General features: G+C 36.4%; 13 protein-coding genes. 5 read left to right on the top strand and 8 right to left on the bottom strand.

The genetic code is table 11. From position 1 onward, the window contains the following. Positions 1–2: 2 nt before the first annotated feature. The gene (locus ABN099_RS15420) at positions 3–377 is read right to left on the bottom strand and encodes a TonB family protein (RefSeq protein WP_349464941.1); all 375 of its coding nucleotides are present in this window, start codon (positions 375–377) and stop codon (positions 3–5) included. Positions 378–634: 257 nt separating this feature from the next. Here ABN099_RS15420 and aes point away from each other — a divergent pair, with 257 nt between their 5' ends. Then, on the top strand, positions 635–1,603 hold the full coding sequence (aes, locus tag ABN099_RS15415; RefSeq protein ID WP_349464939.1) for an acetyl esterase: 969 nt from the start codon (positions 635–637) through the stop codon (positions 1,601–1,603). Here aes and ABN099_RS15410 read toward each other — a convergent pair. Continuing rightward, positions 1,600–2,313, bottom strand: coding sequence for an NUDIX hydrolase (locus ABN099_RS15410; protein ID WP_349465183.1), 714 nt, complete (start codon positions 2,311–2,313; stop codon positions 1,600–1,602). The genes aes and ABN099_RS15410 overlap by 4 nt on opposite strands. A 153-nt stretch (positions 2,314–2,466) precedes the next feature. On the opposite strand from ABN099_RS15410, the gene ABN099_RS15405 reads away from it, so the two are divergent. Then, a complete protein-coding gene (locus tag ABN099_RS15405) occupies positions 2,467–3,486 on the top strand; it encodes an SPFH domain-containing protein (RefSeq protein ID WP_349464937.1) in 1,020 nt (339 codons plus the stop codon). After that, positions 3,486–4,415 (top strand): sugar kinase, encoded by a 930-nt coding sequence (locus ABN099_RS15400; RefSeq protein ID WP_349464935.1) that lies wholly within the window; start codon positions 3,486–3,488, stop codon positions 4,413–4,415. The genes ABN099_RS15405 and ABN099_RS15400 overlap by 1 nt, the downstream gene beginning before the upstream one ends. 10 nt (positions 4,416–4,425) lie before the next feature. On the opposite strand, the gene ABN099_RS15395 is transcribed toward ABN099_RS15400, so the two are convergent. The 6 genes from ABN099_RS15395 to ABN099_RS15370 form a co-directional block, all read right to left on the bottom strand. Beyond that, positions 4,426–5,193, bottom strand: coding sequence for a class I SAM-dependent methyltransferase (locus tag ABN099_RS15395; RefSeq protein WP_349464933.1), 768 nt, complete (start codon positions 5,191–5,193; stop codon positions 4,426–4,428). 67 nt (positions 5,194–5,260) lie between these two features. Then, a complete protein-coding gene (locus tag ABN099_RS15390; protein ID WP_349464931.1) occupies positions 5,261–6,883 on the bottom strand; it encodes an ABC transporter substrate-binding protein in 1,623 nt (540 codons plus the stop codon). 37 nt (positions 6,884–6,920) lie between these two features. Continuing rightward, the gene (locus ABN099_RS15385) at positions 6,921–7,853 is read right to left on the bottom strand and encodes an ABC transporter ATP-binding protein (RefSeq protein ID WP_349464929.1); all 933 of its coding nucleotides are present in this window, start codon (positions 7,851–7,853) and stop codon (positions 6,921–6,923) included. Next, a complete protein-coding gene (locus tag ABN099_RS15380; protein WP_349464927.1) occupies positions 7,840–8,649 on the bottom strand; it encodes an ABC transporter ATP-binding protein in 810 nt (269 codons plus the stop codon). Before ABN099_RS15380 ends, ABN099_RS15385 begins: the two co-directional genes overlap by 14 nt. 1 nt (position 8,650) lies before the next feature. Beyond that, entirely contained in the window at positions 8,651–9,511 is an 861-nt protein-coding gene (locus tag ABN099_RS15375; RefSeq protein ID WP_349464925.1) for an ABC transporter permease, read from the bottom strand. A gap of 6 nt (positions 9,512–9,517) precedes the next feature. Then, positions 9,518–10,453, bottom strand: coding sequence for an ABC transporter permease (locus ABN099_RS15370; RefSeq protein ID WP_349464923.1), 936 nt, complete (start codon positions 10,451–10,453; stop codon positions 9,518–9,520). Positions 10,454–12,001: 1,548 nt separating this feature from the next. Between ABN099_RS15370 and ecpA the strand changes: the two genes are divergently transcribed. Both ecpA and ABN099_RS15360 read left to right on the top strand, forming a co-directional pair. Next, positions 12,002–12,601, top strand: a complete 600-nt coding sequence (gene ecpA / locus ABN099_RS15365) for a common pilus major fimbrillin subunit EcpA (RefSeq protein WP_349464921.1) — start codon at positions 12,002–12,004, stop codon at positions 12,599–12,601. Between the two features lie 77 nt (positions 12,602–12,678). After that, a partial coding sequence (locus ABN099_RS15360; RefSeq protein WP_349464919.1) for a hypothetical protein occupies positions 12,679–13,149 on the top strand: 471 nt, incomplete at its 3' end.

Below are 13,149 nucleotides of genomic sequence, written 5' to 3'. Positions count from 1 at the left end.
ATTTAGTTAGATACTGTCGATTTAAAATCAACAACCATAATTAAATCTTTTACTGGATTTCCAGGTTCATAACGCCACTGTTCTATCGCATGAATAAGTGATAAACCAAATACATCCACGAAGGGTGAATCCAATATTCTGATATTTTGGACTATGCCTTTTTCATCTACATCAAATTTAACCTTTAAACTCTCATCAATATTATTAGCTCGCGCTTTTACTGGATAATAAGGTAATGGCTGAGATAAAATTTTTGGTCTTATTTGCGCCGAGCTTGTTTCTCCTTTATCAATGTAAGCCAGCGTTGATTTAGTCGCACACCCATTTAATAAAAAAACAGTTAGAAATAAACCTAATATCAGCAATATTTTTTTCATTATTCTTCTTCAATAATCGTTTTATCACTCTTATATCTTAACACTTCTGATAATCATTTTTATTTTCAAATATTAATTTAGTTAAGAAAAATTGTGCAATTCATCATATTTTCACCATTATTTTTAACTAAAAGATAAATCACACTTCCTACTCTTACCCACTCACCAGCTCACTAACATTCAATATTGGATACCAAGATCCCAGTTTATTAAGCCCCATTACTTACAATACCGTACAGTGATAATTGGAGGCATTAATGAAAACTAAAAATAAAATCAATGTGCTAGAACTTATTTCGCCAGAAATGCAGCAAGTCATGCAATTTTATGCAGATAATCCGCAACCAGCGCCTAAAAGTAACGATTACCCAGCAATGCGCCTTGCTTATAACCAAGATAGACGTTATTGGAATGAAGACGCCCCTGAAATGTTTAGCATTCAAGATATTTCAGTCTCGACCTCTTACGGGCAAGTTTTAACGCGTATTTATAAACCCGTAGACAAGACACCAGCAACACTGTTTTATCTTCATGGTGGTGGTTTTATTTTAGGAAATTTAGATACCCATGATCGTATTATGCGCCTATTAGCGCGCTATTCCGGATGCGCTGTTATTGGTATCGATTATTCATTATCACCAGAAGCACGTTACCCACAAGCCATTGAAGAATCAGCACAAGTTTGTCAGCACTATCACCAAATGGCTCAAAAATATAACTTAAACACATCAAACATTGGCTTTGCTGGTGATTCTGCTGGCGCAATGTTGTCGTTAGCAACTGTTCTTTGGCTACGGGATAACCAAATAAATTGCGGCAATATTGGTGCGGTTTTACTTTGGTATGGATTATATGGATTACGTGATTCCACCAGCCGTCGTCTTTATGGTGGTGAGTGGGATGGATTACGCCAGCAAGATTTAGAAGAGTATGATAATGCTTATTTAACCGTATTAGGCAATCGAGATGCGCCTTATTACTGTTTATTTAATAATGACTTAACTAAAAATATTCCACCCTGTTTTATCGCAGGTGCGCAATATGATCCACTTATTGATGACAGCATTACACTGTTTAAAACCTTAGAAGCGCATCAACAACCTTGCGAATACAAAATGTATTCAGGCACATTACATGCCTTTTTACACTACTCTCGCATGATGAAAGTGGCAGATGACGCCATACGCGATGGCGCTAACTATTTTGTAAAACAACTTGCTGATTAAAATTCCAGATTACGAATAAAGCGATAATCTGCCGACGCCTCTTTTAGCCGATAAAGACTTGCGGGGCGTCCTCTTTCGGCACGTTTCTCGCCAGTATCAATTAATAAATCAGCTTGTTCAATACGCCTACGAAATGATTTTTTCTGGATCTCTTTACCAATTAAAATTTCATGCACATGCTGTAATTCAGGCAAGGTAAATACTTCAGGTAATGCAAAACCGGGCACGATTGAGTAGAGTGATTTTTGCTTTAACCGCTCTCTTGCTTGGTGGACTAATTCATTATGATCAAATGCCAATACTTTTTGAGCAACTTCTTCAATAGGTAACCACATAACGCTATCTACAGATTCAATATGGGCTTCGCAAGCTTGATGCGCAATTAATGCGGTATAACACACCGTAACCGACCAGCCTCTTGCATCGCGCTGACTATTACCGACAGAACAGAGTTGTTCTATATAGGGTGGCGTAACACCTGTTTTCTCTTTTAGCTTACGCAATACGGTATCTTCAAGACTATTATCTTGCGCTTCATCCACAAACCCACCCGGTAATCCCCACTTTCCTTTTTCGGGATGATTTCCCCTTTTAACGACCAACACTTTTAGTGTCTCTTCGTGGTATGTAAACAGTACCGCATCAACGGTTAACAGTGGTGATAAGAAATCACAGCGGTTATAACCAGCTAAAAAATCCTGTTCATTCATGGCATCGGCTTTATTGAAAAAAGATAGCGCTATTTTAAACATAACAGCAGGAAAATCAAATTTTGTCATAAAGACACTAAATCAGTTGACAAGCATAGTGTCGATAAGACACAATCTAGTTATTGTCATAAGGACACTAACTGGAGAACTATTATGTTTAACTTAAATTATTTCAAAGCAGATTCATCAACCTTCATTATAAAATCAGTGAATGGCAAAATTCGCCAACAAGGTAAAGGACTTAGTTTTTGGTATAACGCGGCAACAACTTCAATTGCTGCATTACCTTTAAATGCCCAAGAAGCGCCTTTTATCTTTAACTTTCAAACTGCGGATTATCAAGGTTTACGCATTCAAGGACAGATTTCATTCCAAGTTAAAGAGCCTGAAAAAGCCGCCGAAGTACTCAACTTTAACTTAAGTAAAAATGGCAAAGCTTACGCCTCAGAAGATCCACTGAAATTAAGTGATCGTGTGGTGCGTATTGCTCAAACGTTAATTCAGGCAAAAATTCAAAGTACACCACTGCGAGAGGCGCTATTACTCAGCCAATCTTTAGTCTCTTTTGTCATGTCACAGCTGGTGCAACACCCATCATTAGATGCATTAGGTATCGCTATTCTTGATGTCTCTATTGCAGCAATTACCCCCTCACCAGAAACCTTAAAAGCACTGGAAGCACAAGCTAGAGAATCGCTACTTAAAGAAGCAGATGACGCAATTTATGCGCGCCGTAAGTTCTCAGTAGAACAAGAGCGCACCATTAAAGAAGCTGAATTAGAAACTGATTTATCCATACAACGTAAAAGACAAGAAATAGAAGAAGCACGACTAGAAAACGAACGTGCGCTATTAAGAGAACAAGCTGAAATCGAAAAAGAGCGATTAGAAGCCAAAGTTAATGCAGAAGCAAAACGTAAAGAACTGGTAGCGTTAAGTGCGGAAAACCAACGGACACAATCAGAAGCCGACGCTTATGCCATTGAAGCAACCATGCGAGCCTATCGTGAATTACCGGTTGAAAACCTAAAAGCAATGGCATTGGCAAAAATGGACTCTCAGCAATTAATGGCGATGGCATTTGAAACCTTAGCACTCAATTCAGGAAAAATTGGTGAACTAAATATTACACCTGACCTTTTTAGCCAATTTATGAAAAAAGGAAGCAAATAATGGAAAATAACAGAGAGGTTAGATTTGTATTGGTGATGCGAAAAAGCCGTTTGCAAGAGTTAATTGAACGTTTTAATACTTGGTCGCAAGCTAAATTCTATTTAGAACATAATAATGTTGAGGTAAAGGATTACCTCAACGAGCATAACCTGTATCAAAAACAGTTAACGGAGGCCGAATTAATTCTAAAATCGTTTGGGCGATTTCAGCTATTAGAAAGAAATTTACTCCCGAGTTATCAATTTGCGGCTCATGATATTGTGGTTGTGATTGGTCAAGATGGGCTTGTGGCTAACACTCTAAAATACCTTACTGGACAGCCGGTTATTGCGATAAACCCAGATCCCTCAAGGTGGGATGGCAAATTACTGCCATTTGAAATTGGGCAATTAAAACAGACTGTTATTAATACATTGAATAAAAAAATGCCTTTTAAAGCAGTCACGTTTGCCCAAGCGACAACGAATGATGGTCAGTCTCTATTGGCGGTAAATGATCTCTTTATTGGTCCAAAAAGTCATACTTCAGCCCGTTATATTTTACAGTGGGAAGGCGCTAAAGAAGCGCAATCTTCTTCCGGTATTATTGTCTCAACAGGGTTAGGTTCAACAGGTTGGTTTCAATCTATTTTAGCGGGTGCAATGGCAATTACAGGCAATACATCACACCCTTTTTTACAAGGATTTAGTTGGGGAGATAAAAAACTACAATTTAGTGTCAGAGAGCCCTTTCCAAGTAAAACAACAGGAATAGCGCTTACTTTTGGCACTATTGATGCTAATTCTCCTTTAGAACTAGAGTCTTTAATGCCAGAAAACGGCGTTATTTTCTCTGATGGCATTGAAGATGACTACCTGCAATTTAATGCTGGCTGTATTGCAAGCATTGGTATTGCAGATATACAAGGACAACTAATCAGCCCTAAATAACGCAATAAATTTAATAAGTTACTTTTACCCAAGGCTTAGTCGCGGCAATCATAAACATGGGTGTAGAGCGGTAAAGTACTTTGCGTTTATCATCATATACACGGTCATTAATATTGGTTAAACAAGTTAATTCATCATAGCCAAGTGTCACCAAGGTTGATAAATCCCACTGAGGTCTAACTTTCTGACACATTGGCATACTTTTGCGATAATCCAGCATATCTGCACTATAACCAGCAGGTTGCTCATTAAACGTCATTGCATAAGCAGCAATATCTTCACTGTTTTTCTGATTTAATTTTTCATCAAACAGATATCTATTCCAATTAGCATCAAAAATAAGGGTTCTGGCACCGGGCTTTAATACTCTTAACCACTCTTTATAACCCGTTTCTGCATCTAATAACGTCCATGCCACATTGCGGCTAATCACTAAATCAAAATAATTATCAGGGAAAGGCAGTGCATGACTATCGCCTTGCATTACTTCAACATCCACTTGATGAGTCTCAAAATTCTTTTTAGCCACATCCACCATAGCTTGAGTGCAATCGATAGCCGTAACTTGATGCCCTGCTTTTGCCATAATAATAGAGAAAAAGCCGGGACCAGTACCTATATCAAGCACCCTTAATTTGCCATGTTGACCACAATATTCATGAATAATATTGAGCCACGCTTCTCGCTGAAACCCATTTAATTCTAATTGGATAAGGTTACTGTAATTTTCAGCACCATCAGTCCAATTTTTTAATAGTTTATTTTGTGAACCTTGCATAACCACAACCTATAAAAAAGATAAGATCCAAATAACGTGCAACCTAAGATAAGCTGCACGTTATTGATTATTTTTCTGACGAACTCGGTACTGTTAATTTTTCCCACGCAACAGGTGCATAGTTATTAACACCAACTTCAAAGTTAGCCACTTTTTTAGGATTTACTGCAAAATTAGTGACGGGATGATAAATCGGAGCCGTAATTGCCTCTTCACTAATAAAACCCATAATATCGTTATAGCCTTTTTGACGATCGTCTTCATTTAGCGTTGATAAGGTTTTATAAATCATGGCTGATAGCTTTTCGTCATACCATGCTTTGGCTTGTTGATTGTTTGCCTGTAAATCGTAGATCTCTAACATTGAACTATGTGGCATCCATGAATCAGAAGCGGTACGCATTAACGCCATATCAAAATCTTTAGCTTCTAACGTTGATTGGGTATAACCATTGCGATCAAGTATCTTCAGGTTAACTTGAATGCCCGTTTGAGCCAGTTCAGCTTGTATAAATTCAGCTAAGGTTTTCCACTCAGGAAATTCATCCGTTGTTAACAACAAAGAAAACGCCAGAGGTTTGCCCTCTTTCACAAAAATACCTTGTGCATTTTTCACATAACCCGCATCACTTAACAATGCGTGAGCTTTCGCTTTATCTCCCGCTAACGTGTAGTTATTTTCTGCATTAGCGTAAGGTACACCTGATTGATACATCCCTGTCGCCTCTTTACCAATATGGTTGAAAAGGTCTTCAGCAATGCTCTTTTTATCTATTGCATAGTTAATAGCTTGGCGAATGCGCTTATCTTGAAATTCAGGAGTACGCTGATTAAAGGCAATAAAATGTGAACTTAATGTGTCAGCAGTAAAGGTATCAAATTTGCTATCTTGTTCTAATTCTTGAATGTTTCCCATTGGAATTTTACCAATTAGGTCACCACCAATAATATCTACTTCACCACTTTGCAGTGCAAAAACACGCGCTTGACCATCTGCTACGACTTTAAAAATAATACGGTCTAACTTTGGTTTTTCACCCCAGTAGTAAGGATTTGGCACTAACGTAAAACTTTTGTCTTTATCGTAGCTCTCTAGCATCCAAGGACCTGTACCTACTGGCTTGGTAAATGTTTTGCCATCATCACTTAATGAGGCTGGGCTTAAAAAGCGCACAGGACGAGGATACGTCATTTCCATCAAAATAGGGTAAGACGCATTTTTATAAGTAATACGTACCGTGTTCTTATCAACAGCTTCCATAGAATCGACTAATGTCGCTGTGATTTGACCATAGCGTGGGTTATTCACCCAACGTTTTAAGTTAAAAATAACGGCATCGGCATCAAATGGCGTACCATCAGAAAACTTCACATTTTCACGCAACTTAAAGAGGTAAGTTTTACCATCAGCAGAGATATCCCAACTTGTTGCCAATGCTGGAATAATTTTGCCTTCACCACCATCCTCCGTTAAACCGTCATAGATCATTTTAAATACAAAATGAGGACCGTTATAACTTGCAGCATCTAACATATTCATCGCGCCATCACGATAAATGGCGACCACAACTTCTTTTTTTGCTTCTACATTTGAAGTGGTATCTTGCGCTTTCTCATCTTTACAGCCAGAAAGTACCGTAAGTGAGAGAAAACTAATGAGTAAGGTATGGTGTATCAATCGTTTAAACATAGAAAATGTATCCTTTTATTTTTTTATATTCTATTTATCAATCAGTTATTTTGTGGCATGCAATCCAATGATATTGAGAAATCTGAACCATGGGTGGTGCCTGTTTTTTACATATTTCTGCTCTTTTTAAGCAACGATGATAGTAAATACATCCTGAATGCGCTTTTGGCGTTTCATGATGCATGAGTTGCTTAAAGGGAATTTTTTGTGCGGGATGAATTGGCAATACCGCGCAAAGAAGTGTTTGGCTATATGGATGCTGAACATGGTTATCCATCTTAGGGATCACTTCAACAATATGCCCAAGATACATCACAATAATACGGTCACTAACAAAGTTAACCGCTGAAATATCATGAGAAATAAACAGATAGGTAAGTTTTAACGTCTTTTTTAATCGATTAATTAATGTGAGTATTTGCTGTTTTAAAGCAAAATCGACACTAGAGACAATCTCATCACAGACAACAAATTCAGGCTGTAAGATAAGTGCTCTTGCTATGCCAACTCGTTGTTTTTGCCCACCTGAAAGTGCATCAGAGCGTCTTGATAAGAAAGTGCTATCTAACCCCACAAGTTCAAGCATGTGGCAAATCGCCTGCTGACGTTCTTGGCGCGTTATCTCTTGGTAATTGATCAGTGGTTCAGCAATAATTTGCTCTACCGTGAAGTAGGGATTAAATGCATCTGCGCTGGCTTGGAATATCATCTGCATATTTTGGCGAATTTGACGCATCTGATTAAAACTAAAATGAGTTATCTCTTTGTGCGCAAATAAAATATTCCCGTTATCACTTTGCTCAAGTTTAAGTAATAATTTACCTAACGTTGTTTTTCCACAACCAGATTCACCCACCACACCTAATGTTTCACCACGATGAATACAAAACGAAATATCAGCAACAGCACACGTTGTAATCCCATTTTTACGGTAATATTTAGAGAGATTATTCACTTCAACCAATGGCATTATTTTCTCCTGCGATAACCGTCGCTAATAAGCGCTGAGTATATTCATGTTGCGGATTATCAAATAACGCCGTTACACTGTCTGACTCGACAATATTCCCTTGATACATCACATAAACATCATCTGCCATTTGAGCAACCACTCCCAGATCATGCGTGATCAGTAAAATCGCGATCCCTAATGCTTTCAAACGATCAATCTCATACAAAATCGCAGCCTGAGTAGTCAGATCAAGTGATGCAGTAGGCTCATCTGCAATCAAAACTTTAGCGCCTGATAACAGCCCCATTCCCACCATAATGCGCTGACACATACCGCCACTTAATTCAAAGGGGTATTTATTAAGTAGTTCATCGCCGTGACTTAAACCTAGACGCGATAAGATCTCTTTATAAAGTTGACGTTTTTCTGTTTTGGATTTTTTGTGCAGTTCAGGGGATAACGCTTCTGCAAAATGTTTTTCAATTTTGATCGTGGGATTTAAAGCGCTTCTTGGTTCTTGAAAGATCATCGCAATTTTGCTGCCACGAATTTTTCGCCACTGTCGTTCACTATTATTAGAAATCATTTCACCAAAGAGCGTGATCTCTCCTGAGACCACTTTTCCGGGATTATCAATTAAATTTATTAAAGAGAGAGCGGTAGCTGATTTCCCACTACCAGAACCACCAATAAGTGCGGTAATTTTTCCAGCATATAAATCGATATCGATATTATTTACTGCAATAAATCTATTTTTTTGCGAATAAAAACAAGTGGTTAATTTTCTAACCGATAACACAGGAATAGAAGACATATTAAATCTCCTCCTGTTTTTTTAAATTTAATGCCTTAGTGTTGTTCTGCAATACATCATTTAATCCTTCACCAATCATATTTAGCGCCCAAACCGAGAGCATAATGGCGAGAGCAGGATAGATAATCATCATCGGATATTGGGTCATAAATTGCCGGCTATCACTTAGCATTACGCCCCAGTCAGCAATAGGGGGTTGTGAGCCCAATCCAATAAATGAAAATGCCGCGACATGCGTAATAACAGCAGCAATACGCAGTGTTGCTAACACAATGATAGAAGAGAGTGCATTGGGAATAATATGATGAAATATAATGCGCCGATGAGGATCACCAACAGAAACTGCGGCTTGAATGAAGTCTTTCTCTTTTAATGCAATCACAGAACCGCGGATAATACGGGCAAAAGGCGCCCACCAAAGTGTAATAAAAACGAGTAAAATCGTCATTAAACTAGGACCGGTGATCCCTATTGCAGCTAATGCTAATAGGCTTGATGGGAAAGTAGAGGCAATATCAACTAATCGCATAATTAAATTATCGGTTTTTCCACCGACATAACCCGCTAGAATTCCCAATGGAATGCCAATACTTAACATTAAGAATGTCGCTAGCACCGCTGTTGATAAACTGGTTCTGATTCCATAAATCAAGCGAGAAAATACACAACGACCTAGTTGATCTGTTCCTAGCGGATATTCCACACTCGCATCCATCAATTTCAATTTTACATTGGTGATATAAGGATCATGCGGTGTCAAATAAGGGGCAAAAATACCTAATATCACCAAAAATAAGATAATCACAACGCCTGTCATTGCTAAACGCTGTTGTAAGAATCGCTGTAAGAAATTCAGTTGCATGCTTTATCACTCCATCATGATTTTAGGATCGATAAAGGCATACAACAGATCGATCAATAGATTGATACCGATATAAGTCACCGCAACGACAACGATATAACCTTGAATAACGGGTAAATCTTTTAGCCGAATGCTATCTACAGCGAATTTACCAATACCATTCCAAGAAAAAATCGTTTCACAGGCAAACTGACCACCTAATAATTTACCGAAGTTAACACCAATTAAAGTGACACAAGGAAGTGCGGCATTTTTTAATCCATGACGAAACAGTGCGGCGGTTTTTCCAAGCCCTCTTGCTCTTGCTGCTCGAATATAATCGGTATAACTCACTTCAATCAGGTTGTTACGCAAAATGCGGGTATACATTGCCGCATATCCAGCACTTAATGTGAGTGCGGGTAATAAAATATTTTGCATGCTATCGCCAGCGATAACAGGAGCGATATGAAGCTTAATTGCAAAAATATAAAGCAATAATAATCCGAGGCAAAAATCAGGAAGTGTGGCGGCAATTGTCGTTACAAAACGAATACCATGGTCGATGGCACTATCTTTAAAGCGAACCGAAAGTAATGCGATAGGCACACAAAGCAAGACAGCAAATAGCGTGGAGACTAATGCCAGCTTCAATGTGGCAGGAAATCTATCAATAATTTCTTGGCTAACAGGCAAACCTGATTGAATTGAGGTACCAAAATCCCCCTGTAACGTGTTACCCAACCAACTGAGATATTGCATGTAAAGCGGTTTATCTAGCCCCAACTCGACTCTTACTGCGGCAATACTGTCTGGTGTAGGGATCATCCCTTTACTACGCAATGTAATTTCAGCAATATCACCAGCAGAAATATGACTTAAGATAAATGCCAATATACTGACAATAATCAGCATCGGAATAACCTGAGCAAGGCGTTTTAAAATAAAATATTTTAAGTTCATTTTTATTATTTATTATAATTTTATAGTGAAAAAATTTAACAGCACTAAAAGTCGCATTTTATTTATAAAAATAATATTTAACTTATTTCAGTTGCCATAAGAACTCAAATAAAAAATTAAATATTAAATTTAAATTAAATCATACTTTATTTTATTTTTTATCGGTATCGATTAAATGACTTTTTATTTAGATTTTATTCATATCGATTATCATTAACAATAAAGAGCTAGAGCAAAACAAACACAAAAAAATTTAAAATCAATAAATTACAACCATTCAACCTTATTCACCATTAACTTTAATTTAACAAAAAAAGAGAATATAAGTGAAAAATTCATATTAATATATTCAAAATAAAGTTTATTTAAAAAATATTAATTTTAACGCAGTGATAAACCACTGATGGTTTCATTCTTTATTATGATTAAAGGAAAAAATAATTTAATTACATTAAAATAAATCATAATTTAGATAATATCAATAATTATAAACCCACTACCTATCTGGAAGTAAAACTTTCTACATTAAAAAATAGACACTAATCATAATAAATAATAAAAATAGAGTTAAAAAAAATTAAAAATAGAATCACTAAATTTTAAAATTAACATCCAATAATAATTAGAATATTATTAAGTAAAATGAAAAATTAACGTTAATATACCGTAACAATACCAATTCATATAAGTTTACTTTTTTATTACATTTTAATAACAATGTTAATCTAGATCAAAAAAAATAAATAAAATACAATTTTAACTTTTTAAAATACATTTAAAAAAGCAATAAGATTATTTAGATAATAACAATTACCATTTCAATTGTTAATATATAAATACCACTAAGAATAAACACCTAATTATAATCCAATCAGGATTATCATAATAAGATTTGATGCTTTTTGCTATGGCAAATCTACTTAATTATTCACAACCAGATCATTAAAGGACAGTAAATAGCGTTTAATATATATAAATCCGATATTATTGATATATAAAATTACATATAACAAAATATATGTTTATTTACACTAAAGCACATTCAGAAAAACATAAGTATTACTCATCGAATTAGGCGTAAAGCCCCATTTAGAATAACAAAATACGACAAGAAAGATAAATCTTCCTTATATTTTATTTTATCAGCAGAAAAGCCTATAAGATTATTCTTATGCAAAATCTTATTTTTATTCGTTAAATTGATCTCCGTACTCAATTTAAGAGTAAAGAAAGATTGAAATCAGCTAGAAATAGTAACAAATATCAAAGAAAAACCAGTCTTAAAAAGATTATTTTAAAGATGAAGATAATTTAAATTCATTACATCCTTATAAATAAGATCAAGTTAAATATAAAAGAAATAAAATTTAGTTTATCTCTAAATTAAAGAGTCTAATTTTTTAGACATTATTTTTAAAATGAATTTGACTACAAGTTCATTTTAAAGACGTGTTTTTTATTATTAATTAAGCATAGATACAAAGTTCTTTCTGCCTGTAGCTTGAAAGAAACCCACTCTATTATAGACAATCATTAAAGGATATAAGTATGAAAAAGCTGACATTAGCCGTTCTTGCTGTTGCTATTATGGGTGCGACTACCCTTGCTCAAGCAGACACTCGTAAAGCACAAGCTGTAGCTTCATGGGATGCGAAAGCAATTAAAGATACTCAAAGTATGTTAGTTGTTACCCCATTAAAATCATTAACTTTCAACTACGCTGAAGGTATTAAAGGTTTTAATACTCAAGATGGTGCGTTCGACATCACAATCCAAGGTCAAGAAAAAGCCACTGACTTTAAATTGACTTCAAAAGTTATCACCGACACCTTAACTCGTACTGCTGATGACAGTGAATTAACGGTTGGCGTTAAGTGGAATGGCGCAGAAGTAAACAAAACTACTGACACCACTATGGTTGATGTAAAACAAGGTATCACTGCTGGTCTAGATTTCTTAGCACAAGAAGGTGCTTATAACGGTAAAGATCGTGTAAGTGGACAAGGTCAATTCGCTTTCAATATCGCTTCTGCAAAAATTGCGGGTGTTGATGCTAAATTTGCTGATTTAGCCGATGGTTACTGGGACGGTGATGTAAAAGTGCAATTCACTGCAACTTGGGAAGGCGACTTCACCAAAGCGCCATAAGTTATAAAGCAATATACGTAATTTATTAATGTAATTAAGGGATGAGCGGATCATTCGCTCTCCCTAAAGGATTCGTGATGAAAAAAATAATATTAGCCTGTTTGAGTCCTTTGTTTTTTTATAGTCATTTCGCAGCAGCTATTCATGTCGGTCCCATCACTGAAATGATGACCTCAGACCAAACTATTCTCGCAAAAGAAATTGAAAATAATGTCGATCAAGCTCGACTGGTTGGCTTGTCCATTGAGCGAGTCTCTTCGCCATTAGAAAATGGTCAAGTTATTCCGATGAGCAATAACGAAGTGCTCTCTTCTCCAGCCAATTTAATTTTGCCCGGAAAGACTAAAGAGAGTTTTAAGATCTTCTATAAAGGTCCAGCTGATAATCAAGAGCGTTATTACCGCTTAGTGTGGCGTGACGATCCGGTGACTGAAGACGGATCAACCCAAAATAAAAAATCAGCAACCGCCACCACATCTGCCACGATCAGCACCATTTTAGTGGTTGCTCCGCGCCAAGAAAACTTTAGCTACCGTTTCGATAAAGAA

It is taken from the genome of Proteus hauseri, from assembly GCF_040139125.1.
Taxonomy (GTDB): domain Bacteria; phylum Pseudomonadota; class Gammaproteobacteria; order Enterobacterales; family Enterobacteriaceae; genus Proteus; species Proteus hauseri_B.
Note: the sequence above shows the minus strand (reverse complement) of the source record. Positions and strands in the feature narration are given on the sequence as shown.

Coding starts and splice junctions, on each gene's coding strand:
- ABN099_RS15420 (WP_349464941.1), bottom strand. CDS start 377: ATGAAAAAAATATTGCTGATATTAGGTTTATTTCTAACTGTTTTTTTA.
- aes (WP_349464939.1), top strand. CDS start 635: ATGAAAACTAAAAATAAAATCAATGTGCTAGAACTTATTTCGCCAGAA.
- ABN099_RS15410 (WP_349465183.1), bottom strand. CDS start 2,313: ATGAATGAACAGGATTTTTTAGCTGGTTATAACCGCTGTGATTTCTTA.
- ABN099_RS15405 (WP_349464937.1), top strand. CDS start 2,467: ATGTTTAACTTAAATTATTTCAAAGCAGATTCATCAACCTTCATTATA.
- ABN099_RS15400 (WP_349464935.1), top strand. CDS start 3,486: ATGGAAAATAACAGAGAGGTTAGATTTGTATTGGTGATGCGAAAAAGC.
- ABN099_RS15395 (WP_349464933.1), bottom strand. CDS start 5,193: ATGCAAGGTTCACAAAATAAACTATTAAAAAATTGGACTGATGGTGCT.
- ABN099_RS15390 (WP_349464931.1), bottom strand. CDS start 6,883: ATGTTTAAACGATTGATACACCATACCTTACTCATTAGTTTTCTCTCA.
- ABN099_RS15385 (WP_349464929.1), bottom strand. CDS start 7,853: ATGCCATTGGTTGAAGTGAATAATCTCTCTAAATATTACCGTAAAAAT.
- ABN099_RS15380 (WP_349464927.1), bottom strand. CDS start 8,649: ATGTCTTCTATTCCTGTGTTATCGGTTAGAAAATTAACCACTTGTTTT.
- ABN099_RS15375 (WP_349464925.1), bottom strand. CDS start 9,511: ATGCAACTGAATTTCTTACAGCGATTCTTACAACAGCGTTTAGCAATG.
- ABN099_RS15370 (WP_349464923.1), bottom strand. CDS start 10,453: ATGAACTTAAAATATTTTATTTTAAAACGCCTTGCTCAGGTTATTCCG.
- ecpA (WP_349464921.1), top strand. CDS start 12,002: ATGAAAAAGCTGACATTAGCCGTTCTTGCTGTTGCTATTATGGGTGCG.